The sequence below is a fragment of the Nocardiopsis sp. MG754419 genome, from assembly GCF_018207095.1.
GTDB lineage: Bacteria > Actinomycetota > Actinomycetes > Streptosporangiales > Streptosporangiaceae > Nocardiopsis.
Genome location: NZ_QOCZ01000081.1, coordinates 1 through 25071, shown reverse-complemented (window position 1 = coordinate 25071; position 25071 = coordinate 1). Strand labels below are relative to the sequence as shown.

General features: G+C 71.6%; 20 protein-coding genes. 10 read left to right on the top strand and 10 right to left on the bottom strand.

What is annotated here, in order from left to right:
- Both DSY14_RS16685 and DSY14_RS16680 read left to right on the top strand, forming a co-directional pair.
- A partial coding sequence (locus DSY14_RS16685) for a tyrosine protein kinase (RefSeq protein WP_211717497.1) occupies positions 1 to 1568 on the top strand: 1568 nt, incomplete at its 5' end.
- A 747-nt stretch (positions 1569 to 2315) separates the two neighbouring features.
- The gene (locus DSY14_RS16680; protein ID WP_211717496.1) at positions 2316 to 3230 is read left to right on the top strand and encodes a nitroreductase/quinone reductase family protein; all 915 of its coding nucleotides are present in this window, start codon (positions 2316 to 2318) and stop codon (positions 3228 to 3230) included.
- An 819-nt stretch (positions 3231 to 4049) separates the two neighbouring features.
- Here DSY14_RS16680 and DSY14_RS16675 read toward each other — a convergent pair.
- From DSY14_RS16675 to DSY14_RS16640, 8 genes are all read right to left on the bottom strand, one after another.
- Complete coding sequence (locus DSY14_RS16675; RefSeq protein ID WP_211717495.1) at positions 4050 to 4946, bottom strand: type II secretion system F family protein; 897 nt, start codon at positions 4944 to 4946, stop codon at positions 4050 to 4052.
- A gap of 30 nt (positions 4947 to 4976) precedes the next feature.
- A complete protein-coding gene (locus DSY14_RS16670; RefSeq protein WP_211717494.1) occupies positions 4977 to 5909 on the bottom strand; it encodes a type II secretion system F family protein in 933 nt (310 codons plus the stop codon).
- A gap of 64 nt (positions 5910 to 5973) precedes the next feature.
- The gene (locus DSY14_RS16665) at positions 5974 to 7299 is read right to left on the bottom strand and encodes a CpaF family protein (protein ID WP_211717493.1); all 1326 of its coding nucleotides are present in this window, start codon (positions 7297 to 7299) and stop codon (positions 5974 to 5976) included.
- A 52-nt stretch (positions 7300 to 7351) separates the two neighbouring features.
- On the bottom strand, positions 7352 to 7750 hold the full coding sequence (locus DSY14_RS16660; RefSeq protein WP_307851252.1) for a TadE/TadG family type IV pilus assembly protein: 399 nt from the start codon (positions 7748 to 7750) through the stop codon (positions 7352 to 7354).
- Entirely contained in the window at positions 7747 to 8163 is a 417-nt protein-coding gene (locus DSY14_RS16655) for a pilus assembly protein (RefSeq protein ID WP_307851253.1), read from the bottom strand. The genes DSY14_RS16660 and DSY14_RS16655 overlap by 4 nt, the downstream gene beginning before the upstream one ends.
- Before the next feature lie 64 nt (positions 8164 to 8227).
- Positions 8228 to 9610: an AAA family ATPase gene (locus DSY14_RS16650; RefSeq protein WP_211717492.1), complete on the bottom strand. Its 1383-nt coding sequence runs from the start codon at positions 9608 to 9610 to the stop codon at positions 8228 to 8230.
- Between the two features lie 6 nt (positions 9611 to 9616).
- Positions 9617 to 10375, bottom strand: a complete 759-nt coding sequence (gene cpaB, locus DSY14_RS16645; protein WP_211717491.1) for a Flp pilus assembly protein CpaB — start codon at positions 10373 to 10375, stop codon at positions 9617 to 9619.
- Positions 10376 to 10454: 79 nt separating this feature from the next.
- Positions 10455 to 11492, bottom strand: coding sequence for a hypothetical protein (locus DSY14_RS16640; protein ID WP_211717490.1), 1038 nt, complete (start codon positions 11490 to 11492; stop codon positions 10455 to 10457).
- A gap of 662 nt (positions 11493 to 12154) precedes the next feature.
- Here DSY14_RS16640 and DSY14_RS16635 point away from each other — a divergent pair.
- From DSY14_RS16635 to DSY14_RS16615, 5 genes are all read left to right on the top strand, one after another.
- Positions 12155 to 12631, top strand: coding sequence for a YkvA family protein (locus DSY14_RS16635; protein ID WP_211717489.1), 477 nt, complete (start codon positions 12155 to 12157; stop codon positions 12629 to 12631).
- Between the two features lie 198 nt (positions 12632 to 12829).
- Positions 12830 to 13717 carry an IclR family transcriptional regulator gene (locus DSY14_RS16630; RefSeq protein ID WP_211717488.1) on the top strand — a complete coding sequence of 296 codons (888 nt, stop codon included), beginning with the start codon at positions 12830 to 12832 and terminating at the stop codon, positions 13715 to 13717.
- Between the two features lie 241 nt (positions 13718 to 13958).
- Positions 13959 to 15212: a 4-hydroxybenzoate 3-monooxygenase gene (locus DSY14_RS16625; RefSeq protein ID WP_211717487.1), complete on the top strand. Its 1254-nt coding sequence runs from the start codon at positions 13959 to 13961 to the stop codon at positions 15210 to 15212.
- 219 nt (positions 15213 to 15431) lie between these two features.
- The gene (locus DSY14_RS16620; RefSeq protein ID WP_211717486.1) at positions 15432 to 16325 is read left to right on the top strand and encodes an alpha/beta hydrolase; all 894 of its coding nucleotides are present in this window, start codon (positions 15432 to 15434) and stop codon (positions 16323 to 16325) included.
- An 89-nt stretch (positions 16326 to 16414) separates the two neighbouring features.
- Positions 16415 to 17002 carry a hypothetical protein gene (locus tag DSY14_RS16615; protein WP_211717485.1) on the top strand — a complete coding sequence of 196 codons (588 nt, stop codon included), beginning with the start codon at positions 16415 to 16417 and terminating at the stop codon, positions 17000 to 17002.
- Between the two features lie 95 nt (positions 17003 to 17097).
- Here DSY14_RS16615 and DSY14_RS16610 read toward each other — a convergent pair whose 3' ends face one another.
- Complete coding sequence (locus tag DSY14_RS16610) at positions 17098 to 19194, bottom strand: acyltransferase family protein (protein WP_211717484.1); 2097 nt, start codon at positions 19192 to 19194, stop codon at positions 17098 to 17100.
- 366 nt (positions 19195 to 19560) lie between these two features.
- Here DSY14_RS16610 and DSY14_RS16605 point away from each other — a divergent pair, with 366 nt between their 5' ends.
- The 3 genes from DSY14_RS16605 to DSY14_RS16595 are packed head-to-tail and all read left to right on the top strand — an operon-like array spanning position 19561 to position 23599.
- Positions 19561 to 20346: a toll/interleukin-1 receptor domain-containing protein gene (locus DSY14_RS16605; RefSeq protein ID WP_211717483.1), complete on the top strand. Its 786-nt coding sequence runs from the start codon at positions 19561 to 19563 to the stop codon at positions 20344 to 20346.
- Positions 20343 to 22379 carry a hypothetical protein gene (locus tag DSY14_RS16600; protein ID WP_211717482.1) on the top strand — a complete coding sequence of 679 codons (2037 nt, stop codon included), beginning with the start codon at positions 20343 to 20345 and terminating at the stop codon, positions 22377 to 22379. Before DSY14_RS16605 ends, DSY14_RS16600 begins: the two co-directional genes overlap by 4 nt.
- Positions 22376 to 23599, top strand: coding sequence for a hypothetical protein (locus tag DSY14_RS16595; protein WP_211717481.1), 1224 nt, complete (start codon positions 22376 to 22378; stop codon positions 23597 to 23599). Before DSY14_RS16600 ends, DSY14_RS16595 begins: the two co-directional genes overlap by 4 nt.
- 73 nt (positions 23600 to 23672) lie before the next feature.
- On the opposite strand, the gene DSY14_RS16590 is transcribed toward DSY14_RS16595, so the two are convergent.
- Positions 23673 to 24950, bottom strand: coding sequence for a helix-turn-helix transcriptional regulator (locus tag DSY14_RS16590; RefSeq protein WP_211717480.1), 1278 nt, complete (start codon positions 24948 to 24950; stop codon positions 23673 to 23675).
- Positions 24951 to 25071: the final 121 nt, after the last annotated feature.

Sequence of the window (25071 nt, the reverse complement as noted above, 5' to 3'; positions counted from 1 at the left end):
CCCCCGCCAGCGACGTGCACGGGTGGGCCGGGCTGGTCGTGTTCGCCGCCACCGGCACCCCGCCCTTCGGCCCCAGCCCCGCCGGACACGTCCCCGGTCGGGTCCCCGGGCAGATCGTGTGGGAGATGGCCGCCCGCGCCCGACGGGCCCACGTCGACCTGAGCGCCCTCCCCGAGGGGCTGCGCCCCCTGCTCGAACGCGCGTTCTCCCCCGACCCCGACCGGCGTCCCTCCGCGGAGGAGGCGTACCTGGAGTGCCTGCTCCTGCTCGGCATCGACGAGCGTGCCACCGCGGACACCTGGCCCGACCGGTTGCGTGCGCTCATCGCCGAGCACTGGCCCACCCTGGACCTGAGCTGGCACGACCCCGTGGCGTGGACCGACGCCGCCCTGGCCCTGGCCGAACAGCGGCGGGCCGGCGCGGAGCCGCGTGAGCAGGACGGTTCGCGACCCGCGAGCGCGGCGGCCGGCCCGGTGCCTCCGATGCCGCCTCGACGTCTCGAGGCACCGGCGGGCCAGGGCGCGCCTCCCGGCCTCCGGGGCCCCGGCGCGGCCGTGGACCGTGGCAGTGACGCCGGGGCGTACCTCTTCGGTGGTCGGGGCGGACCCGCCGGGGAACATCCCACCGCGGAGATCCGACTCGACGAGGACGACGAGACCGCGGGCGGGCCCCGCCTGGGCCTGTGGCTCGGTGTCGGTGCCGCCGGTATGGCCCTGGTGCTGGGCGGCGGCTACCTGCTGTACAACGCCCTCGGTGACGCGCCCGCCGACACCGTCGTCGCCGAGGAGCGCACGCAGGAACCGGGGAGCGGCGACGCCGAGGAGGAGGCGGAGCCCGAACCCGCCACACCCGAACCCCTGGCCTGCGACGATTCCGAACGGATGAGCGCCCAGGAGGCCCGGGCCCAGTGGCGCCCCTTCGACCCGGCCGCCGCCGGCACGGAGGTCTACCTGGACCTGCTCACTCCGGCACCGGAGGGGGTGGCCGTCGTCGACCCGGAGATCTGGCCCTTCGCCTACCCCGTCGACCACGACACCGCCGACTTCGGGTTGGCCACTCCGAGCCTCGCCGCGTTCCCCGTGCTCACCGTGTGCATGACCGAGGCCGTCCCCGCCAGCGACGGCATCGAATTCTCGGTGCAGGTGCGCTACCACCCCGACGTCGGCAGCCATCACGTCTACGCCGAGGACTTCCTGACCCTGACCCCCATCGACCCCGCCGAGAACGACGGCGTCGACAAGGTGGTCCATCGGGGCGGCACCGGCAGCGAGTTGGCGGCGCCCCTGACCACGCTGGCGGTGCTGGGACCCGGCCGGCCCACCGAGGAGCTGACCGTGTTCATCCCGGGCGCACCGGAGCGTGCCGGGGTGGCCTATCGGCCCGCCGCGCACGCGGGTCCGCTCGTGCACGAGATGAGCGGGCACTGCTACGACGTGGACGGGACCCTGGAATGGCGGGATGAGGAGATGCTGGGGTCGGGCTTCTTCGCCGTCCCGGACACGGCGCTGGAGAGCAACAGCATGATGAACTGCCCCGTGGGGGAGGGCGACACCGACGGCGAGGGCTGAGGCCGGCACGGTGATCGACGCCCCGTGAGGGCCGGGGCCGGCCGGTGGACGCTTCGGGCGCGCGTCGAGCGCCCACGCACCGGGTGCGGTTCCACCCAGTGGCGCCACAGCCGGACCGTGACGGGGACGACCGGGCCTGCCGACCGTTCGGCGGGTGACCGGGAACGGGACGCGTCCCCGATCGTCGATGCGCCCCACCGTGCGGTGGCCACCGCCCCCTCGACCAGGACGAGGGGGCGGTGACCGGGGCCGCCGTCGGGCCCGGGGCCCGGAGCGTGCGCGCCGGACCGGGGCGGCGACCTCGTCGGCCCCGCCGCCGATCGGCCCGGGCAGGGGTGACCCCTGCCTTCCGAGCCGGGGCGCACATCCCGAGGGATGCGCTCCACCCGCACCGCCGCCTATGATGGGCGGGCGTCGCGTGCCCCGCACCAAGAGCAGTGGGTCGGTCGGTCGGTATGGAGGCGCCTGACTTTTCCGGGGAGCCGATCGTGAGCCACGACTTCGTATGCGGAACCTGAGCGTCTGAACCGCTCGCGGCCCGGTCCGGGCCGCTGCGCCGCCCGGCACACCGACCGGCGGCCTCCCCACGCACCTCGCCTCGGCGCGTTCACGCGCCCACCTTCGTTCCTCGCCTCGTCGGGTCCGTCCACGTCGTCCGGGCGGCATCGCCATGAGACAGGGCCCTGACGAGCGGGTGGATCGCGCGTGCCCGGGGACGGCCGCCTCCACGCTCAGGAGGTACGTTCCATGACCGATCACACCACCCAGGGCCCCGAGGACCCACCCGCCCGTGCTCACGTCCGACCCGCACCGTCGGTTCCTCCGTTCGAGGAACGCCTCGACGGCGGGGCCGAGAGCGGTGACCTGCTGCTCACCACCACCGGTGCCCGCACGGGTCGGGAGTCCGTCACCCCGCTCGGCTACCTGCGGATCGAGGGGCGGCTGTTGGTCGTGGCCGCGTCCGCGGGCACGACCCACGAACCCGACTGGTACCACGACCTGCTCGCCCACCCGCTGGTGGTCGTGGAGGTCGACGCCACGACCTTCGAGGCGGTGGCGGTGCCCGCGGAGGGGGCCGAACGGGACCGCTGGTGCGAGGAGATCGTCCGCCGCACGCACGGAGCCGGTGACGGTGAGGCCCGGTCCGGGGGTCGGTTCCCCGTGGTGGAGCTCCAACCGTGCGCCGACACGTCCCCCACCGAGATCACGACCCTCGCGGGGAAGCTGTTCGAGGTGCACGGGTGGCTGCGCGGCCAACTCGACCGTGTCCGGGACGAGGCCGAGACGTACCTGGCCGGGCGCGCCCGCGCCGGTGCGCCCGTCGGTCTCGGCCTGCAGATACGCCAACACTGCCTGGCGTTCTGCACGTCGCTGCACGTCCACCACACCGGTGAGGACACGATGTTCCCGCGCCTCGCCGAGGGCTATCCGCACCTGCGAGAGTCCATCGAACGGTTGATGGCCGAACACCGGGTCGTGGACCGGATCCGGGGTGAACTGGAACGGTTGCTCTCCGATCTGGCCGACGCCGACCCCGACCATTTCCGGGCCGAACTCGATCGCATGGCGGAACAGTTGTACACGCATCTGGAATTCGAGGAAGAGCATCTGATCCCGGTCCTGTCGCGGATTCCCTTTCCGCCGCCCGCGCCGGCCGGGTGATCGGCGAGGGCGCAGAGATCCCGCCGCTCCCTTTTCTGTGAACCGGGTCTGGGGGGAAGGATGAACCCCCTTTTCTCCTCGGGCGAACGTCCGGGGAGAAAAGGGCTTTCCCGCACGGTGGTCCTGTGGTGACGGATTCCCGTGGCGGAGCGGGGATCGCCCCGTTCGCAGGGCGTTCCGGCCGCCCGGTGCGGTGAGCCCGCCGGTACGACCCCGGTGGTCGGTCGCGGTCCACTCGGCCGGTGCGGGCCGGCCAGGGGAGGGATACCGGGCCGCGATCGCGACGAATCCGAGCGTGGATTCCTCTGTGCTCACGTTCGCGTGGGGCCTGTTCTTCCGAGAATGCCGACCGGTGCAATCCACCGCACCGTCCGGCGGGCGATGGAGGCGGGACATGAATCGGGCGTCGGTCGCGTTCTCGCCACGCGCTGGTGCGGATCCTCGCGGTCCTCGAACGTGAAACCGCTTTCAGTGGTGCCGCGGCCTTCCTCGGAGCGGCCCCGTTCTCGATGTTCGTGGTGCTCCGCTCCTGTGGTGCCTCCCGCACCTGCCCGGGGTCGCAGCGGGCCCGGGGCCATCACCCTCGGGTGAGCGGGTCCGTCCGCCCGAGCACGAGCGCGACGAGCCGCCGGGGTGAGCGCCGCGCGAGGCCGAGCGGCCCGAGCGCCCGGTCGACCCGGAGCGTCGGGCACGGGACGAGGACACCATGACGTGGTCGATGGCGGCCCTGCCCCGGGGCTTCACCGGGCGAGCCCGCCGATGCGTTCACCGGTGCGGAGCTCACCGGCGGTGGGGCCCGGCGGCGTGGATCGTCCGGGCTCAGCCGCCCAGAAGCACGCCGAAGTCGATGTCGCTCCCGAGGATCATCGAACCGACGATGAGGATGAGCAGCCCCGGCAACAGGGTCGTGGCGGTCACGACCGTCACCCGCGGGTTGAGCTGTTGGGCCTTGCGCCGCATGTACTGGGCGTCCGCGCGCCGCATGTCCGTGCTGATGACGGCCAGGGTGTCGCTCAGTGGGGCCCCCAGCTCCTCGGCCTGCTGGATGGCGGTGACGAACTTGCTGAGGGACTCGTTGCGGTTGCGGCGACGCAGGGCGTCGAACGCCTCTCGGCGGGAGATGCCCAGTTCCATCTGGCGCAGCGCGATGACGAACTCGTCGGAGAGCACCCCGGGCATGGAATCGGCCACCCGGGCGACGGCGGCCCGGAACGACATGCCCGCGCTCACCGTCACCGCGAGCACGTCCAGGAAGTCCGGCAGTTGGGACTGCACCTGGTCGGCCCGCTGTTGGGCGTTGACGTACATGCTCAGGTCGGTGAGACCCACGAACGCCAGCATCACCAGGGCGAACAGGGCGTTACCGGACAGGAGCAGCAGCGCGGCCAGGGTGCCGTAGAGCGCGACCTCGCCGATCTTGCGCCGCACGTACCGTTCCACGGTCAACCCGTCGACCCGGCCGGACGCCTCGATCCGTTGGAAGATGGACGCGTGGTGCTTGTCGGTGAGCGAGGCCAGGACCGACCCGGTGAACGGGCGCCCGATCGCCTCGGTGATCCGGTGCAGGAAGAACGTGCCGTCGCTCTTGATGACCGGACGTGCGGCCGGGTCGTCCACCGGGATGCGGGTCTGGGACATGCTCAGGTACAGGCCGTAGCAGCCGATCACCACGAGCAGAGCGGAGACCGTCGCCGCCAGCAGGGGGAGCAGGTTCATCGGTGGTTCCTTCAGGGGCGGGGGCCGGGGCTACATCTTGAACCGGGTGATGCGGGAGACCGCCACGAACCCGATGACGAACAGGGCGGCCACGACCAGCAGCAGGGCGATCCCGGCGGGCTGGGCGGTCATCGTGCGCATGATGCCGGGCTGGATCCCGTTGAGCAGGAACAGCGCACCCACGGACATGAAGCCCAAGGCCCAGACGGTGCTCGTGGTCTCCGACAGGATGGTCTGTACCTCGCGTCGGGTCTCCTTGCGGTTCTCCAAGGTGGTGGAGATGTTGCGCAGAGCGCCGACCAGCGAACCACCGGACCTCGACGACACGATGAGCGTGGACAGCAGGACGCCGAGTTCACGCGAGGGCATGCGCTCGCGCAGTTCGGCGACGGCCTCCTCGAAGCTCGCGCCCAACTTCATCGATTCGGCCATCCGACCGAGTTCCTCTCCGGCGGGACCGTCGAGTTCGTCGGCGGCGATGGCCACGGCGGTGGGCAGTGCCAGACCCGCGGAGGTCGCGTTGCCGAGCACCCGGGCCAGGTCCGGCAGCTGCCCGGTGAACTCCTCCCGCCGCTTGGCCTCGGCCCGGCTCAGGTAGGAGAAGAACAGGAACGCGACCCCGGCCGCGGCCAGTAGCCCGAACATGGGCGCCAGGATCTGCCAGACCACCACCACGGCGAGCAGCGCGCCGCCCACCAGCGCCACGAGGAAGGTGGACAGGCGCACGTCCGTGCCGGCCCGGGCCAGCCGGCGGCTGAGCCGGGCTCCCCACTGTGTGCGGTGCAGGACCACGTCCAGTCGTGCCATGGGGGTGGCGGCGTCGTACTCGACCTGGGCCAGGGCACTGCGGGAGGCGATGAGACGGCGCTGTTCGGCGCTGGACACGAACTCCCACAGAGCCCACAGCAGCAGGGCCAGCACCAGGGCGACCCCGCCGAGGATCGCCGCGAACTGCCAGGTCATGCTGACTCCCATCGATTCGGGCGCGCCGCTGACGCCGGGGCGCGGAGGGGGAGGCGGCGAACGTTCACCCGCGGCCTCCGCCCGGTCCGTCGGCGGCCACACCGAACACCGCGGGGACGCTCTCCCCGACGTGGTTGATCCGGCCGGCGACATGGCGCGGTAGGGGGTGGTGGCGGAACTCGCCCACCACCGTGGGGTCCCCGACGGAGGGCATCGACGCGAACGTCATCAACGGGTCCAGCCGGAATTCCTCGCTGCGGCGGGAGGACACCACGGCCACCTCGGCGATCCGGCGCGACCCGTCCGGCCAGCGGCCCAGGTGCACGATCGCGTCCACCGCGTTGTTGATCTGGTCGCGCAGCGCGTTGTAGGGGATCCGGCCGTCACCCAGCGTGGCCAGGGTCTGGATCCGGTGGATCGCGTCCTCGGCGGAGTTGGCGTGCACGGTCACCAGGGAGCCGTCGTGACCGGTGTTCATGGCCTGGAGCATGTCGATGGTCTCGGGTCCTCTGACCTCGCCCACGATGATGCGGTCCGGGCGCATGCGCAGCGCGTTGCGGACCAGGTCGCGGATGGCGATCTCACCGCGTCCCTCGATGTTGGCCGGTCGTGACTCCAACCGCACCACGTGGTCCTGCATGAGCTGGAGTTCGGCGGAGTCCTCGATGGTGACGATCCGCTCCGTGCTCGGCACGAACGCCGACAGGGCGTTGAGGAACGTGGTCTTACCGGTGCCGGTACCGCCGGAGACCACGATGTTGAACCGGGCGCGGACCATCGCCGACAGCAGCACCCCGGTGGCCTGGTCCAGGCTGCCCATGCGGACCAGGTCCTCGATGGGGTAGGGCTTGGGGAAACGCCGGATGGTCAGCACCGGCCCGGACAGCGACAGCGGCGGGATGATGACGTTGACGCGTTCGCCGCTGGGCAGCCGGGCGTCCACCATCGGCGAGGACTCGTCCACCCGACGGTTCACCATCGACACGATCCGGTCGATGGTCTGGTACAGCTGATCCTCGCCGTTGAAGGTCGCGTCGATGCGCTCCATCCGCCCGGCGCGCTCCACGAACACGTTGTCGGGGCCGTTCACCATGATCTCGGTGATGGACTCGTCGGCGAGCAACGGCTCCAGCACACCGAGGCCGAGCGCCTCGTCCACCACACGGCGGGTGAGGATCGACCGTTCACGGTCGGACAGCACCGGCCCCTCGCGGGACAGGATGTGCCCGACCACCTTCTCCAGACGGACCCGGCGCTGGGCCAGGGTCAGCCGGGACAGGTCCTCGAGGTTGATCTCCTCCAGGAGGCGCCGTCGCCAGTGCGTCACGCTGCTCCGGTCGGTCCGTTCCTCGGTGGAACGGTCCTCCTCCAAGCGGTCCTTCAGACCCATGTTCCTCGTTTCCTCCCTCGATGGCCGCCGTGCTGTGGGCTGTGGGCGCGCCTCACACGTTCGGCATGTCCACCCGCCGGGTCAGTGTGACGTTCAGGTCCACCGAGAACACGATCGGCAGCGAGTGCGAGACCTCGACGTAGAACCCGTCGCTGTCGTTGGTGCCGCTGGTGATGGTCGCCCCGTCCAGCCAGGCGGGCAGGGCCTGTCGGGCGGTCTCCTCCGCACCCGCCAACTGCTGTGTACCGGCGGCCCTGGCCCCGGCCCGCGCCGCCGACTCCAGACGTTCGATCGCCACGAACGCCGTGAAGGCCTCGAAGGCCAGCACCACGGTGAGCAGCAGTAGCGGCAGGACGGCCGCGAACTCCAGGATCGGTCCGCCGCGGTCGGTGTCCCGGCGGGGGCGGCCGGTGGTCGGGAACAGGGCGTGGTACAGGGGGCGGCGGTTCACGCGTCGTCCTCCTCGACCGGTGGATCGTCGACCGGTGGGGGCTCGCCCGGGGGAGTCTGGTCGAGGCCGCCCCGTGGGGTCACCTCGGTGACGACCTGGGCCTCGCCCGTGATGTCCCACGGCCCGTTCGTCCCCGGAAAGAACACCGGCATCGCCACGGTCACCTGGGCGTAACGCACTCCGTCGCGATCGACCACGGTGGTGGTCAGCACGTCCGGTGCGTCCCAGGGCGCGCTCACCCGCTTGCGGGCCTCCTCGTCGATGCGCTCCATGTCGTCGGGGGTCACCGCGGCCTGTCGGGCCGCCTCGGCGGCCCCGTGCGAGGCGTACATCGAGGTGAGGCCGATGAGCAGGACCTGCCACACCAGGGCCAGGGCCAGCATCATGAAGGGCACCATCGCGGCGAACTCCACGATGATCGCGCCCCGGTCGTCGCGGCGCCGCCCGAGGTCGTCCCGGACGTCGCCGCGTCGTCGCTCAGCCACCGGACCCCCGTCCCACCGATCCCGGGTCCCGGCCGCCGCGAACGCCGGTGGTACCGGTTCCGGGCACCGACTGACCGTTGCGCCGGCCCGTGCCGGTGACGTTGAGGAACCCGGACATGTCCCGCGTCGACGGGGAGACGTCCAGGGTCCCGCCCGGCCCCGGGGTGGGGCCGCCGGAGGTGTGGCCGCCCTTGCCGCTGCCCCCGGGCACCATGGGCGCGCTGAACAGGTCCAGCTCCGCGGCGAGCCGGGCGAAGGCCTTGCGCAGTCCCTCGTCGGTCACCTTGGTGGGGTCACCGCTGTTCTCTCCGGGCTCCAACGCCCGGTACGCCGCGGGGACCGGGGTGCGCAGCACCTGGGTGCCCAACAACTGCTGGAGGAAGTCCGGCTGGATCTCGTTCTTGCGGCTGTGCCGGGTGACCAGGGAGTGGACGTTGTCCTGGGCCCGGATCTGCAACCGTTCCCACATCGCCATCAGCCGCTGGGCCCCGCGTAGCGCCGGGACGTCGGGGGTCACCGTCACCACGGCGCTGTCGGCGATCTCCACCGCCATCGCGGTGGCCTCGTTCATGGTGGACCCGCAGTCCACGATCACCAGTTCGTAGCGGGAGCGCAGGGCGCTGAGGATCCGTCGGGTGGCGCGCGCGTTGACGTCCTCGCCGCGTTCACCGTGCTCGGGGGCGAGGAGGACGTGCGGACCCCGCGGGTCCACGTAGAGGGTCTCGGCGAGCATGCCCGGGCTGATGTCGTCGGATGCGTCCACCAGGTCGGTGATGGACCGACGGTGCTGCAGGTTGAGGAAGGCGGGCAGGTCACCGGCCTGGAGGTCGAGGTCGACCAGGCAGACCACCCGGTCGCGGCGGGCGGCCGCCATGGCCAGGTGCACGGCGCACGTGGTGGTGCCCACCCCTCCCTTGGCGCCGCTGACCGTCACGATCCGCCCGCGGACCCCGGAGGCCGGCAGTTCGTGGGAGGCGGACTCCAGGTGTCGGCGCAGCGTCCGGGACCATTCGGAGGCCTTGGCGATCCGAGTCTCCAGCTCGGTCAGACCCGAGTCGGCGGCCAGCACCCCGCGTGCGCCCGCCTCCATGGCCCCGGTGAAGGTGTCGGGGTCCATCGTCTGCGACACCAGCAGGATCGCCAGCTGGGGGTGGCGGTGGGACAGGTCGCGGATCGTCTCGAACACCGGTGCCGGCCCGAGCTCCTGGTGGATCAGGACCACGTCGAGTTCGGGGAACTCACCGGCCGCGTCGATCAGCGCCGTGCTGGAGCCGCGGATGGCCACCAGGTCGCAGGTGCCCAGTTCCTCGAAACGCGCGGCGAGCACCATCTCGGTCTCGGACGTGGGCATTCCCGCCAGAACGCGGAAGTTCACCGGTCTCTACCCCCCATGCGGCGTGCGCCGCTCGTCGGTGTCGGCGGCCTGGTCGACGAGGTCGTCGAAGTCGCCGCTGCAGAACTGTTCCTCGCCGGGAGTACCGCCGCCGTCCGCGCTGACCAGCGCCAGCCGCAGCTTGGTCGAGAACTCCTCGGCGTAGGCGAGCTGGAGGGCACTGTCCGGGTCCAGACGGAAGGTCACCGGGACCACGCCGGCCACACCGCCGGATTCGGTCTCCTGGCTGCGCAGCTCACCGATGTCGAGGACCTCCACCTCGGTGATGACACGGGTCGCGCAGGATTCGCCGTGGTCACGGGCCTGGAAGGTGCCGTAGATGTCCACGACGGAGCCGCGCCGCACCTTGCCCGCCACACCGGTCTCGGCGTTGACCATGATGGCGATCTCCCGCTCGCCCTCGGTGAGGGTGGGCTGTGGTTGCACCATGCCCTGTTGCAGGAACACACCGCTCTCCAGGTGCGAGGAGGCCACCAGCTGCTGGTCGGCGGGGGTCTCCACCTCCGACAGGTCGGTGATGAACACCTCCGGGTCGAAGTACATGCTGGGGACCTCGACGGACTCCACCGAGTCCTGGCCGATCGGCTGGTAGGCCTCCACGTCCTCGACCAGGCGCAGGACCGTGGCGAACCGGCCCAGGCGCTCCTCCTGGCTGTTGAGGTAGGTGAGCACGGACGCGAACACGGCGACGGCGCCGACCGCGGCCACGACCATGAGCAGGACGCCGCGTCGCTGACGGGGGTTCATAGGGGGTGGTTTCCGTTTCCAGTGTCGTCGTGGGTCCGGTCGCCGGAGGCGTGTGGGGACCTGGGCGGGAGAGGGGCCGTCACCGGGAGTAGGACCGTGGTTCGGGGTGACGGTGCGGCGGCCCTTCCACGGGGGCGGTCGGTGTCGGCGGGCGGCGGACCTCTCCGTTGGGCGGTGGTCCCGGTGTCGGGGCGCCGCCCTGCGGGGGGTGACGGTCCGGGGCCGGGCCCCGGGTGGCGTTCCCGGGCGGCTCCGCGGCCACCTCGGGGGAACGGGCGGAGGAGTCGGCGGAGGCGTAGGTGGGGCGCCCGGCCGAGTTGGCCGAGCAGAACGGGCAGGGGCGCGAGACCATGGGCTCGCCGCACCAGGCGCAGGCGGAGGTCCGGAGGGAACCGGCGGCGTAGGCCAGCGCCTGCGGGTGGGCGCTCAGCGCCACGAACTCGACGTACTTGGACGTGCCCCAGTAGGCGCCGCCGAGGGGCTGCGCGGGCAGGTTGCGTGTGGCCACCGGCTGGATGACCGGGGGGACGTTGTCGTCGAAGACCTTGGTGATCGCGGGGTCCGGGGTGGAGCAGAGCAGTTGCACGGGCTGGACCGGACGGAACGGCAACCCGGCGGCGAGCTCGGCCGGACGCATGCGGCTCACCCGCGCGGTGGGCGCGCAGAAGGCCAGGAAGGACACCGAGGGCGCGTAGGACCCCACGTGCTGGCGCATGCTGGTGGGCAGGGTGGCCAGTCCGGAGACGCTGCGCAGCCAGGCGCCCGCGAGCAGGTGCTTGGGGAGTTCGCCGCTGAGCGCCGCGACCATCCCGGGAGGAAGGTAGGGGGCCAGATAGGCGAGCTGGTCGGCCACCAGGGACAGGGAGAGCGGGGACAGGTCGAGCCCGATGCCGGCGATCAGGTCGGTCCGCAGGGCGCCCCGGGCGAAGTTCACGGCCCGTTCGGCGTCGGCGGACCGCCAGGCCGGGTAGAGCGCGACGACCTTGCGGCCGGCGCGGACCTGGGCGAGGGCGAAGGAGACGAAGGCGGAGCTGCGTGCGCCGACGGTCTCACCCTCGAGGGGGAACCGGTGGGCTCCGGCCTCACCCACGTGCCCCGTGCTGGGGATATCCGCCAACAGGGCTACGGTCGTCGCCGACCTGGGTTGGGCATTGGACACTGGGAGGGCTCCATCGGTTCTGCGCGTGTGGCGAATTCCAAAGGTGGAGCGGCGCCCCACGTAACGCGGTACCACTCGGACGCATCGTAACGAATGGGTGGCTCGGGGTGTGAGGGCCGGTATTCGTCACCGTGCATCGGGCCGCGGGTCGGAGGGCATCGGTCCTTTGTTCTCGGTCGACCGACGGTCCCGGGGGTGCGATGCCGGCCGGTGGTGACGACCTGCTGCAGGGGCATAGGGGGTCTCTCCAAGGCGGGGCGGGCGCCGGTGACCGTGGGTGGCCACCCAAAGATGGGTGCTTTAAGGATCTTAGTCCGGTTTTCTGGTTTCCGTGCTGCGGTTGTGTCGATCGGTGTGACAAAGGGTGGACCGGTACTCCCCAGGATGCCTTTTTCGGATCCGTACCACCAGTGCCCTCATCAATGCTGTGGACGACCGGCGCCGAAAGCCGCCCCGACCAGGGGAAAACCGCCACACCGGCACCTCGGGCCCCACCCATCACCACCACGCCGATGTCGTGTGCGTCTCTATCGTGGTTGTTCCGCCGATCCTCGGGAACGAACAGAGTGGGCTTCGCGTCATATCTTGAGAAGCCACGTGCCCCCTGAGGAGAACGAACGATGCGCAAGGCAAACCGGGCCGCGGCCGGTGCGGCCGCCTGGCAGATCATCCAGAACACCGACGGCAAGGTGTCCGTGTGGCAGCGCGTCCGCGCGGTCCCGCGCATGCTCCGCGCCAAGCTGAGCGGACGCTACCCCGAGCTCGGCGGTGGCAAGCTGCTGACCATGCTGCTGCTGGTCGGCTACATCGTGTCGCCGATCGACTTCATCCCCGAACTGCTGTTCTCCGTGCTGGGGTTGGTCGACGACGTCGCCGTCGCCGTGTGGCTGACCACCATGGCACTCGGCGAGAGCGAACGCTTCGTGCTGTGGGAGCGCGAGCTCCAGGCCCAGGAGGCCTTCCAGCGGGCCGACGGGAACGATTCCGCGCACCCGGGGGCCCAGGCCCCGCCGCAGGGCGGTCCGGGCGCCGAGGAGCACGTCGGCGGGCAGCACGCTCCGGGATCCCGGGCCGACCGTCACGAGAAGAGCCGCTGACCCTGTCCGATCCGCGCCCGGGGGCCGACCCCGGGCGCGGTCGCGTGCGCGGTCGTCGACGCGCCGATCGTGGGCGTCGTCACACCCCGACCGAAGTGCGGTCCGCGGCCGGTGCGAGACTTTCCGGGACTCCTGTTCGCACAGAGGACAAGCGGGCGTCGTGCGAACGCCGTGATGGCGCCCGGGGAAGGTGCCGCCATGGCCAGGTCGACCTCGGGCGAGTCCGTTCTCACCCGCACCATGCGCATCCTGGGAGCCTTCTCCACCGTCTCCGCGTCCCTGTCGGTCGCCGAGATCTCCCGGCACGCCGATCTTCCGGTCGCCACCGCGCACCGCCTGGTGGGTGAACTCGTCGCACTCGGCGCGTTGGAGCGCGCACCCGACAAGCGGGTCCGCGTCGGTTATCGGTTGTGGGAGATGGCCTCGCGTTCCTCGCCCGCCCGTGACCTCGGTCGGGCGGCGCTGCCCTACATGGAGGACCTCCAGGCGGTCGTGCGGGAGCACACGCAGCTGGGGGTGCTGGAGGGGGCCGACGTCCTCTACCTCGAACGACTCTCCGAACGCGACGCCGGGCGCAATCTCGCCGAGATCGCCGGCCGACTCCCGCTCCACGCGACGTCCGTCGGACTGGTGCTGCTCGCGCACGGTCCGCCCGAACTCCAGGAGCGGGTCCTGTCCGCCCCGCTGCGCCGCCACACCCCGTACACCGTCACCGATCCCGAACGCCTACGCCGGGTGCTGGCCGCGGTGCGCAGGGACGGGTACGTGATCGCTCCACGGACGATGACCGAGGACGCGGTGGGGGTGGCGGCCCCCGTGCGCGACCACGACGACCGTGTCGTCGCGGCGCTCTCGGTGGTGGTGCCCCTGCGGGGGGCGACCGCCCCCCGCGCCCATGTTCCCGCGCTGCTCGCCGCGGCCCGGGGCGTCTCCCGCGCCATGGGGGCTCCGGTCCGGGGTGGCGACGTGGTCCACACCCGCGGTCCCACACGGCCCGCTCCGACGGGTGCGGGGGCCGAGCCGGGCCCGGTGACACCGTCGAGGCCGCGCACGGGGGCGTGCGCGGCAACGGAAACCTCCCATTGAATGGAAGGACCCTGGCCCCACCGTGCCGGTCCGAGCATGCTGGGAAGGGTGCGCGAGGGACCCGGGTCCCTCGGAACGGTCGCCCGACGTCGTGCTCCGACACGTGGTCGGGTCGACACCGGTCACCGGGGTCGATCGCCGCGGGCACCGCGCACGACACGCCCCACGCCGGGCCGGCGGTCCGGCCCGGACACCACGCGCGGCGCCGCACCGGCGCAGGCGAACGTCAGGACGGACACCCATGAACGCCACACCACGCTCCGATCGGACCCGAGTGGCCATCGTCGGAGCCGGTCCCGCGGGGCTGATGCTCTCCCACCTGCTCGCCCTGGCCGGAATCGACAACGTCGTCATCGACGTGCGCGAACGCGCCGACATCGAGACGACCCTGCGCGCCGGCATCCTCGAACAGGGCACCGTCGACCTCATGACCACCACCGGGGTGGGGGACCGTCTGCTCGCCGAGGGCAAGCGCCACGAGGGCATCGCGATCCGCAGTCGGGGCGCCTCCCGCCGCATCGACTTCCCGGCCCTCACCGGCCGCGCCGTCCACCTCTACCCCCAGCACGAGGTGCTCAAGGACCTCATCGCGGCCCGCCTCGCCGCCGGCGGCGACCTGCGCTTCGGCGTCCGCGACGTCGGCGTCCAGGACGTCATGAGCGAGTCCCCCTCGGTGCGCTTCACCGAGGCCGACGGCACTCGGGTCGTCCTGTCCTGCGCGGTCGTCGCCGGGTGCGACGGGTCCCAGGGGGTGTGCCGGACCGCCGTTCCCCGGGACCGGCGCACCGACTACTTCCACGCCTACCCGCACGGTTGGTTCGGGATCCTCGCCGAGGCGCCGACCAGTGCCGACGAACTCGTCTACACCCACTCCGACCGCGGGTTCGCGCTCATCAGCTCACGCACACCCACCGTGCAACGCATGTACTTCCAGTGCGACCCCGCCGAGGACCCCTCCGGGTGGGACGACGCGCGGATCTGGGCGGAGCTGCGCGCCCGCGTCGACGGCGACGACTTCGTGCTCCGGGAGGGGCCCATCGTCCAGCGGGGCGTCATCCCCATGCGCAGCTACGTCATCGACCCCATGAGCCACGGACGACTGTTCCTCGCCGGTGACGCCGCGCACACCGTCCCGCCCACCGGTGCCAAAGGCCTCAACCTGGCCGTCGCCGACGTCGCGGTGCTCTGCCAGGCGCTCGAACGCCTCTTCCACCAGGGGTCGACGGAACTGCTCGACTCCTATGGTCGCACCGCCGCGGACCGGGTCTGGCGTGCCCAGCACTTCTCCTGGTGGATGACGTCCATGCTGCACACCGACCCGGGCGCCGACGCCTTCGACCTGCGCCGGCAGCTCGGCGAGATCGACCAGATCACCGACTCCGTCGCGGGCAGCACCTATCTGGCCGAGGCCTACACCGGGTGGCCCATCGTCCGTACCAACCCCGACTCGGTCGTCGCCGGGGCCATCGCCACGACCGCCGGCCGCACCCCCTGACCCTGGAGGGAACGTGACCCCGCCCGTGCCCGGGGCCGCACCGCCGTGGATCGCACCACCTCGTCCCCGGGGCGGCCGGGACGTCCGTGTCCGCGCCGCGCGGGGCGGGACCGCCACCGGGCGCCGGGCCGTCGGGGCACCCGGGGGTGCGGTCGCCGGGTCCCCCTACCGAGTCCGATACGGTCGAGTTCCGCTGTTTCGCCTGTTGAGGAGCTCGATTTGGCCCCTGTCGAGGTGCGTTTCCCGTCCGGACGGGACGTGGAGTGCACGGCCTGGCTGTATCTGCCCGAGGGGGAGGGGCCCTTCCCCGTCGTGGTGATGGCGCCCGAGCTGGGCGGGGTCCGGCGGATGGGTCTGCCGGCCTTCGCCGCGCGCTTTCACCGCGGGGGCTACGCCTGTCTGCTCTTCGATCACCGCAACTTCGGCGACAGCGACGGCGAGCCCCGGCAGCTCCTCAACGTGCACGACCAGCAGGAGGACCTGGCCGCGGCCATCGTCTACGCGCGTCGTCGCCCCGACATCGACGCCGACCGTGTCGTGCTGTGGGGGACCGGCCTGGGCGGTGGACACGCCATCACCTCCTCGGCGTACGACCGCGACGTCGCCGCCGTGATCGCCCAGGCGCCCTTCACCGACGGCCCGGCATCGATCCGCCGGCTCGGCTGCGGCGCGGCCCTCCGCCTGGGGTTCAGGGCCGTCGTCGACGCCGTACGCGCCTGGTTCGTGCGCCCCTCCCTGTACGTGCCGCTGTACGGGGAACGGGGATCGGGAGCCGTGGTGACCGGCCCCGGTGTGGTGGAGAGCGTCCACCGCCTCGTCCCGGAGGACGTCGAGGTGCGCGAGGACACCCCCGCCCGGTCCGCCCTGCAACTGCTCGTCTACCAGCCCGGGCGCGAAACGGTACGGGTGTCCTGCCCGATCCTGTTCTGCGTCGCCGCGGAGGACGAGGTCGCCCCGGCCCTGCGTACCCTGCGTCTGGCCGAGTCCGCCCCGTTCGGAGAGGTGCGCACCTACCCCACGGGCCACTTCGGCATGTTCGAGGGTGAGTGGTTCGAACGCGCCGTCACCGACCAGCTCGACTTTCTGCGCACCCACGTGCCGACCACGGACTGAACCGACCCCGACCCCGACCCCGACCCCGTGTCCGTGCGGGTGCACCGTGCGCGGGCCCCGTCCCGGCCACCACCACGGATAATGGAGCCATGTCCCTCGAACCGAACCCTCGTGCCGACCGGGTCGAGTCCACCGACCTCGGGCACCCGGCGTTGCGCCGCGACGAACTCGTCGCGCTCGCCGCGTTGGTCCGGGACGCGTGCGCGGGGGACCTGGCCATCGGACTCACCGACGGCGGAGACGAGGTGGGACGCGACCCCGCCTCCTTCGCCGAGCACGCCGATCGGACCGGCGTGACCGAACCGGACGAACTGTTCCTGTCCGGCCGGCGCGGTCGGACCCGCGTCACGGTGATCCTCGGCCGCGACTCCCGTGTCCGGGTGACCAACCCCGACGAGGACTCCCGCCGGGCGGTCGCCGCGATGGTGGAGGCGGTCCGTGGTCACCAGCGTCGGTTCACCGATCGCGCCTGGAACGGCGTCCTGCTGGGGCTGCTCGGGCTGGTGGGCACCATCGGCTACGCCGGGGTGATCGTCCGCCAGGGCCTGCTCGGCACCGGGTACGGCCTCGGGGTCGTGGCGTTGCTCGTGGTGACCCTGGGGTGCGTGCTGTGGGGTCAGTCCCACCCTTCCGACGGCGAGGGCGCCCGGATCCTGAACACGCCGCGACGCCGCTGATCCCCGCTCGTGGCCGCCGCTCCCGAACGCGCCCGGCACGGGAGGGCCCGGGGCGGCCTCTGGCGACCATGCCCCCGGCCCCGGTGCCGGCCGTCCTAAGGCAGGGGGTCGTGCGAGGTCCGCGACAACGCCTGGTCCATACGTTCGCCGAGGTCATCGGCGAGCAGACGGGCGTAGGTCTCGGTGATGTGGTGGGAGTCCCGGTACACCAGCACGTTGCCGATCACCACCGCGCAGGTGTCCTCGACGCAGAACCGGTCGGTGAGGTCGACGATCTGCGCCTCCTCGACCTCCTCCACGGCGAGCTCCTGCGGGTCGTCGGTCTCCAACGCCTCCGCCGCGGGGCGGTCGCACGCGGTCGGATCGTCGGTGTTGGCGGCCAGGCACTCCAGGACCTCCGTGCTCACGCGCGGGGTGTCGCGTACCGCCAGGACCGGGACCCCGGACTCGGTGACGTCGCGCCACAGCTCCGCCATGCCCTCGGCCATGACGCGACGGGTCTCGTCGCCGCCACCGTCCCCGATGCCGTACGGCCTGCCCTTGACCGAGGAACTGGTGAACAGCAGGTCGGGTTCGATCTCGAGGATCTCGTCGACGGCGGCGCGGTTCCACTCCAGGCACTCGTCGTAGGGTTCGCCGTCCCGGCCCACCAGGACGTCGGTGAACGCGCACGCGGACTTGCTGAGCACCACCAGCCGCCAACCCCGCTCCTCGGCCAGCTCCTCCAGGGCCGGGAACCACTGGAGGCTGTGCGAGTCACCGGTGATCACGACGGTCGCCGTGGCGTCGTCGGGGCCGTACTCGCACCACTGTGAGGGGTCGGCGTCGTCGAAACCGGCCTGACAGTCGTCGTCATAGGTCCGGGGCACGTCGTCCTCGGCGTCGATGGGGGATGGGTAGGGCAACTCCGAGGAGGTCGCACGGTCCTCCAGGGCCTCCGGCCCCACGTGCACGGTCGGGTCGAACTCGACCGACGCCACCCGGTCCACCCGGCTCCACGCCACGGCCGCCACCAACGCCACCATGACGATCCCGGACAGGGCCATGACCAGCGCCGTGCGCCCGGTGCGCACCAGACCGTGCCGTGCGACGGGGTCCTCCACGCACACCTTCGTCGCCCACGCCAGCAGGATCGAGAGCCCACCGGCGGCCACGATGCCGAGCGGACCGAGCGTGTCCCGGTCCAGCAGCTCCAGCGCGACGATGATGACCGGCCAGTGCCACAGGTACAGGGAGTAGGAGATATCGCCGAAGAACCGGGCGGGGCGGGTGCTCAACGGCACCGAGACGGCCGGCCCGGAGGGACGTTCGGCGGCGATCACCGCGGCGCTCCCCAGGACCGGCAGCAGAGCCGTGTAGCCGGGGAAGGGGGTGGCGGAGTCGTAGAGCAGAGCCGACGCCACGATCGCGCCCAGCCCGAGCCATCCCAGCGGCAACCGCAGGCGTTCGGGCAGCGCGCGGCGGGCCATCAGTACCGCGAGCAGTCCGCCCGCGGCCAGTTCCCAGGCGCGGGTGACCGGCCAGAAGTAGGCGCCCGCGTCACCCGAGGCGGTCATCAGCGCCGAGCAGGTCAGGGAGCCCGCGAACACGGCGGCCAGGACCAGGGTCAGCGCCCCGGTGCCGGCCCGCCACCTGCGCCTGCACAGCGCCCACCCCAGGAACAGCAGGGGCCACACCAGATAGAACTGCTCCTCCACCGACAACGACCAGAAGTGCTGCACCGGGCTCGGCGGGGACTCCGCGGCCAGGTAGTCGAGCGCCTGGTCGGCGAGGTAGAGGTTCTCCACCCACAGCGCCGACGCCAGCAGTTGGGCGGCGGTGTCGCCCAACCGGGTCACCGGCAGCACCACCAACGACACCGCGCCCGTGACCAGGAGGACCAGCGTGGCCGCGGGCAGCAGCCGGCGCACCCGGCGCACGTAGAACCTCGACAGGGACACCCGCCCGTGCTCGGTGGCCTCGCGCAGCAGCAGCGAGGTGATGAGGAAGCCCGAGATCACGAAGAAGACGTCGACACCCACGTAGCCGCCCGGAAGCAGCTCCGGTTCCAGGTGGTAGACGAGCACGAGGAGCACGGCGAGGGCGCGGAGCCCCTGCACCTCGGGCCGGAACCGGGTCGCGGACGCACCGGTCGGGCCACCGGTCCGTCCAGTGGGGACAGGTGGTGGCGAGGAGAGAGCAGGTGATGGCATGGGGCCATGGTCGCCCGGTCCCGTGGGGTCACGAAGCCGACACGACAAGGCTTCAGCGAGTGTTTCCCGAGTCGTCGACCAGGGGTGGACCGCACCTGTCGCGCCCGTCACCGGCCCCCGAACGACCTCCCTGTTCCCGCCCTCGGTCCGCACGACCGCCACGTCGAACGTGTGCCCCCGTGGGTTTCCCGTTTCCCCGTCGAAAGGAGGCGGGAAACAAGGCGATCGACCTTTTGAATTCGTCTATTTACGAACATTATCGGGATGTTGTCGATCCGTCGGGATCAAGGCGGCCGTACCGCCTTTCCCGGCTGTGCGGCATGCCCTGTCAACGGAGAAACGCCTCCTGAAGGTCGGAAGGAAGCAATGAACAGCTGTTTCGTCAACTACCGAACGGGCGACGGAGAACACGTGGCGACCCTGATCGACCGGGAACTGTCCCGTCACTTCGGTGAGGAGGAAGTGTTCCGGGCCAGTAAGTCGATACCCTCCGGTGCGGATTTCGAGCGGGAGTTGCGTCGGGCGGCGGGAGATTGCGAGGTGCTCCTGGCCGTCATCGGCCCGGGCTGGGTCCATGCGGAGGTCGACGGAGGCCGTGCTCTGGACGACCCCCGCGATTGGATCAGGCAGGAGATCGTCACCGCGTTCGCCTCGGGCGCCACGGTCATTCCCGTCCTCGTCGAGAACACACCACGGATCAAAGCGGCGGACCTTCCCGACGATCTCGTACCGCTGGCCCGATGCCAGTACCGCCGTTACCGCCATCGCACCAATGAGAGCGACATCGCGGAGCTCGTGGAGGCCGTCGAGATCGCCTCTGCCGAACTGGAGAAAAAGGCCGCCCGACGCGCGGAACTCGCGGCGGAACCGGAGGCGGAGAGCCCGAACACCGGTAACACGATGCGGGATGTCCACGGGTACGCGGTCCAGGCGAGGGAGCACACCGTCAACGGTGTGGCCGGTGTGGGCGGCGACGTCGGAACGATCATCACCGGGTCCACGGGCACTGTGAACAGCGGGACGGTGCACAACGGATCCGCGCCGGACGGGACCGTGCACAACGGCACCGGTGACATCAACCAGAACTCCCCGACCCACCACGGCACCGGCGACCAGATCATCGGTGACCGGGAACGGCGGAGGGGACGGTGAGTCCGTTGGACGCCGGTGGGACCGCGACGAGGATCGAGGGCGACGAATCCACGGTCCACAGTGGCCGGGGCGATATCAATCAAGGCTCCCCCGTTCACCATGGTGCCGGGCACCAGTTCGTGTTCTCGGGCGCCTCCCTGGGGGAGGTCTCGCGGTACGAGACCGACGAGAGGGGGATCCTCAGACGTCGACGCGAACGCCGGGTGGTCGCCGGAGACCGCTTGGAGGCGCTGCGTCGATGCTTCGTCCCGCCTCGGAACCTGGTCGAGGACGATGTGCGCCGGCACCTGAAGGCATATGGTGCGGTCGTGCTGCTGGGTGACGCGCGAGACGGCCTGCGCACGATCGGCCAGATGCTGTTGGTGCCCCGCGGCCAGGAGGGCGAGCACGACATCCGTGAGGACCTCATGGCCGAGGACGCCTCGCCTTGGTTGGACGTCGGAGAACTCCGCGGCGGGGAACGGTTGTTGCTCGATCTCACGGGAGGCGACGCCTCGCCGACGTCGGAGATCATGGGTGGGCTGGAACCCCTCAGGGGCCGCGCCCGACGGGCCGGGGCCTGGCTGGTCGTCCTTCTCGCCGCCCACGACGAGAACCGGCTCCCGGCGGAACTCCGCGACCACGTGGTCCGGCCGGGGCGGCCGGATCCGCTCGCCGTGTTCGAGCGGCACCTCGACCGACACGCCGTCCCCGGCTTCTTCCCCGAGCATGCCCCCGAACCGCTGCGTCTGTGGGCCGACCACGCCTCGATGCGGGAGGTGGAGGGGCTCGCCCGCCGTGTGGCGCACGCGTACAGGGAGCGGGGCCACGAGGGTCGGATCGATGAGTGGATCGGCTCCGCCCTCGGTGGGGACCGGGACGCACTGCTCGCGCCGCTGCAGGAGACGGGGGGACGTGAACGCGCGATCCTGCTCGCCGCCTCCCTCCTGGAGGGGGCGTCGGTCGAGCGTCTCTCCGCGGCGGTCGAGCGACTGCTTCCGATGGTCCGTTCTCCCGAGGACGGTACCCCGCCGATCGAACGACCGCCCTTTCAGGACGAACTGTCGAAGCTGGGGTTGAAGGTCGATCCGGACCGTCACATCCGATTCCGCTACTCCGACCAGGCCGCCGCCATCCGAGCCGAGCTCTGGGACGGACACCCCTGGCTCCACGAAGCCCTCGACCGCTGGGCCGACGGTTGTGTGCGCGACCCGGAGCTGTCTCCGGCCGACCGTGACCGGGCCGCGGAACGATGGGCCGAACAGGCGCTGCGCGTGGACCGCCCCGCCATCGTGCTGGCGGCCGTCCGGGAGTGGGGGACGGACACCGGGCGTGCGCGCGACCGTGCCTCCCAGTCCGCCGTGGCACTGTCGGTGGCCCTCAAGGACACCCGCTACGGAAGCCTCGTGCGCAACCAGGTGTACCGATGGGGCTCTGACAAGGGCCTGCCCCCGCGGTTCGCCCAGGTCCTCATCGCCGTCTGCGCGGACGAACTCGCGATCACCCACCCGGAGCGTGCCCTGGTACGACTGCACCTGTTCGCGGCGCACAACGAGGTCGAGGTCGGCGAGAGCGCCAGATCCGCACTGATGGGACTCGCCGGAGAACGCTCCTTCCATCGCAGGGCCCTGCGAAGGCTCACCGACAAGCTCCGCGAACGCGACGCCGAGGTCGACCGCGCGTTGTTCTGGGAGTTGACCCGGCCCGGGCTTCTGCTCCGCGGACCCACGGGGCGTTCGATCGCCCCCGGGCTTCTGGCCTTGGTCGAAGAGGGGCTGCCCCTGATGCTCACCCGTGAACCCGGATGGACCAGGGACTACGGAGAGCTCTGGATCGGCAGGTCGGAACAGTTCGCGGGGGCCTTGGTGAACGCCGCCGCGCGTGCGGGCACCCTGGCCTCCCTCTACACCACCGTGCTCCGCCCGGCCCGCTCCGCCGAGACCCGCGGGGAGTGGACACCAAGTGCTCGGGACGCCCTTCTGCGCAGGATCGACGTTGCGCAGGGGCTCCGACCGTCAACGGAACCCGAGGTTCCGCGAGAGGAGAACACATGAGCGGTCTCACACAGGGCATGGTGGTGACGGTCGGATGCGTGGTGTTGCTCAGCGCCGCCCTCGTCCCCCTCTGGGGGCCGTGGGTTCTCGTGGCCGCGCTGCTTCTGGCCCTCAGCGGCGGGCTGGTACTCCTGCTCAGCAGCCCCAGAGCGGCGGTCCCCGGCCAGACCGAGAGCGCACCGGACCCCTTCCTGGAGAGCGGGCCGCGGAGCCACCGGGTCAAGGAGGCGCCGTTGGCCGGTGCCGACGAGGACTACTCCTTCCTGTTCTCGGCCATGGTGATGTGGCGTTGGACCGAAACCCCCGACCCCCGCCTCCACAATCCCGGAGGGCAGGCACAGCAGGTCATCGTCGAACAGGCGCGCCAGGCCGTGGCCCGAGTCCGCCCGGAGCACTGTGACGTCGCCAGGCACCGGATCGCGGCGGACCTGGGGGTCGCCGTGTACGCGTACGACGGGGCCTTGGAGGTGTGGGCCGAGGACGTCGAGCTCACCCTCTCCGATGACGACATGACACGACTGGAACGACTGTCCCGGCTGCGTAAGGAGAACGTGCTCTGGGAGGTGGAGAAGTCGGTCGAGTCCGCCAAACGCCGCTACTACGCCGACGACGTCCTGGCGACACCGGGCAGTGCGATCGTCTGGGACCTGGTGCGGGGAGGGGTCGACGTGGGGCGCACCCATGGCCTCATGGAGACGCTCGCGCGCCTGGCGGAGGCGTCCAAGGGTGAGGACCTGGCGGACCTCCTGACCCGACTGAGGGGAGCCGCCCCCGAGGAGTTCGCCTTCCTCGCCGAGCCCGATCCCGACGAGGTCGAGTTCGCGCCGGCCGGTGCCGGTGGGGTCGCGGAAGGGCACGATCCCGGTCGGCCTGCGGGTTTCGCGGCGCACGCGGCCGAGGCCGAGCCTCCCGACGCGGAGCATCGGGCACGGTCCCTGCTCGCCATCGTCGACCACTGCGACGAGGACGGCAGGACACAGTACGTCCACCGTCAGGTCGCCACCCTGGAGGCGGCCGACCGTGGGGACATCGCCGCAGCGCTGCGGGCCCTGCACCCACTGCCCGGGGACGGGGTGGAGCCCCGGGACCCGGAGGCCACGTGGGACCCCCGGGAGGACGGGAACGGCGCGGCACCCGGCCCCGAGCGCGCGGACCGGTTCGGACACGCCCGCGCGTATCCCGTCGGTGCTCGGAACGGGAACGCCGCGCCCGGCCGATGAGTCGAGTTCGGGTGGAGGACACAGACCCCCGAGGGCGGGGCCGCGCCACCGAGGTGCGCGGCCCCGCCCGTCCTCACGCACCGTGGAGGACGGACAACAGACGGGGGGACAACTCTCGTACGGGAGGGTGGCCGTGATGCCTGGTGAGGGTCTGGTGCAGGCGCCGCAGATCCACGCGCACCGTCGCGGAGTCGATGCCGGCGCCGTCGTCCACAAGCGTGCGCGCGAGGTCGCACGCGTGGTCGACCTCACCTGACAGGGCGTGGGCCAGGGCTCGACGGACACCGAAGCGGGCGCGGGCCCGCGCGGCGTTCGCGGGCAGGGCGGCGCACTCACGGTCCAGGACCTCGGCGGCCTTCTCGCTCCGCCCCAGGTCGACCAGGCACCAACCGCGCACCACCCCGACGGGGTCACCGACGTGGCTGGAACCCAACACCTCCGGTCCGTTCGCGGTCCCTCCCCCACTGGACAACAGCGTGCCCGCCCGCTCAAGGGCGCGTTCACAGGCGAGGGGGTCACCGACCAACGCGTGTCCCTGGGCCTCCCGTTTCGCCGCGAGGCCCCGCACCCGCGCCGAGATCGACGGGTCGCGCTGGGCGTGGCGGGCCAGTTCGAGGGTTCCCAGACCGTCGTGGGCGTACATGGTGACCAGCGCGCGACGAACGAGCGCGTATTCGCCCATGTTCCGATCGCCACCCTCGCGCGCCATGGACACGGCTCGGTCCGTCCACCACAGGGACCTGCGGTCGTCACCGGACTCCTGGGCCATCCAGCCCGCGTACTCGGCGAATCGTGCGGCCAGACGGAGCGTCTCCGCTCGTTCGGCGGGGGAGGCCGAGGCCGCGAGTCGCCGGAGCGCGTGGGTCAGCGAGACCGCCACGGGGAAGACCGTGGAGGGGGCGGTGTGCTGACCCAGTGAACGCAGACCGGCCAGTTGCGTGCGAAAACCCGCGAGTGCCGGGGTGACCGGTCGTCCGCGGGGCGTGGGGCCCTCCTCGCTCATCCCCATGAGGGAGAAGGTGCCGAGGGAGAGGGCGGTCCGCCGGTCGAGGCCGACGAATCCCGTTTCGCCGTTCGGGTCCAGACCCATCAGCCATACCTCCTGTTCGTCGGTGGTGGGCTCCGTCGGGGCGTCGTGGGGTGGTTCTGTCGGAGCGGCCGTCACCAGGGTGCTGAGCGCTCCCTGTGCCTCCAGTGCCGCGTCGCACGCGCGGGCCACGTCGGGGGTGGCGGGTTTGGTCCCGTTTTCCACCTTGCTCAGGTAACCCTTGCTGTAGTGGGCACGGCGGCTGAGATCTTCGAGGCTCATGCCGACGGCCATGCGACGGCGACGGAGTTCGGTACGGAACATTCTGGCCACCTCGGCTGTGATCGCTGGGGGGTCGCCCTCCGCCCGGGAACGAGGGCGGTGGGAAACGGGGGCTTCGAGGTCGGTCGGACGCTCTTCACGATGGCACGACCGGGTCTCGGGG

Coding starts and splice junctions, on each gene's coding strand:
- DSY14_RS16680 (WP_211717496.1), top strand. CDS start 2,316: ATGACCGATCACACCACCCAGGGCCCCGAGGACCCACCCGCCCGTGCT.
- DSY14_RS16675 (WP_211717495.1), bottom strand. CDS start 4,946: ATGAACCTGCTCCCCCTGCTGGCGGCGACGGTCTCCGCTCTGCTCGTG.
- DSY14_RS16670 (WP_211717494.1), bottom strand. CDS start 5,909: ATGACCTGGCAGTTCGCGGCGATCCTCGGCGGGGTCGCCCTGGTGCTG.
- DSY14_RS16665 (WP_211717493.1), bottom strand. CDS start 7,299: ATGGGTCTGAAGGACCGCTTGGAGGAGGACCGTTCCACCGAGGAACGG.
- cpaB (WP_211717491.1), bottom strand. CDS start 10,375: ATGAACCCCCGTCAGCGACGCGGCGTCCTGCTCATGGTCGTGGCCGCG.
- DSY14_RS16635 (WP_211717489.1), top strand. CDS start 12,155: ATGCGCAAGGCAAACCGGGCCGCGGCCGGTGCGGCCGCCTGGCAGATC.
- DSY14_RS16630 (WP_211717488.1), top strand. CDS start 12,830: ATGGCCAGGTCGACCTCGGGCGAGTCCGTTCTCACCCGCACCATGCGC.
- DSY14_RS16625 (WP_211717487.1), top strand. CDS start 13,959: ATGAACGCCACACCACGCTCCGATCGGACCCGAGTGGCCATCGTCGGA.
- DSY14_RS16615 (WP_211717485.1), top strand. CDS start 16,415: ATGTCCCTCGAACCGAACCCTCGTGCCGACCGGGTCGAGTCCACCGAC.
- DSY14_RS16610 (WP_211717484.1), bottom strand. CDS start 19,194: ATGCCATCACCTGCTCTCTCCTCGCCACCACCTGTCCCCACTGGACGG.
- DSY14_RS16605 (WP_211717483.1), top strand. CDS start 19,561: ATGAACAGCTGTTTCGTCAACTACCGAACGGGCGACGGAGAACACGTG.
- DSY14_RS16595 (WP_211717481.1), top strand. CDS start 22,376: ATGAGCGGTCTCACACAGGGCATGGTGGTGACGGTCGGATGCGTGGTG.
- DSY14_RS16590 (WP_211717480.1), bottom strand. CDS start 24,950: ATGTTCCGTACCGAACTCCGTCGCCGTCGCATGGCCGTCGGCATGAGC.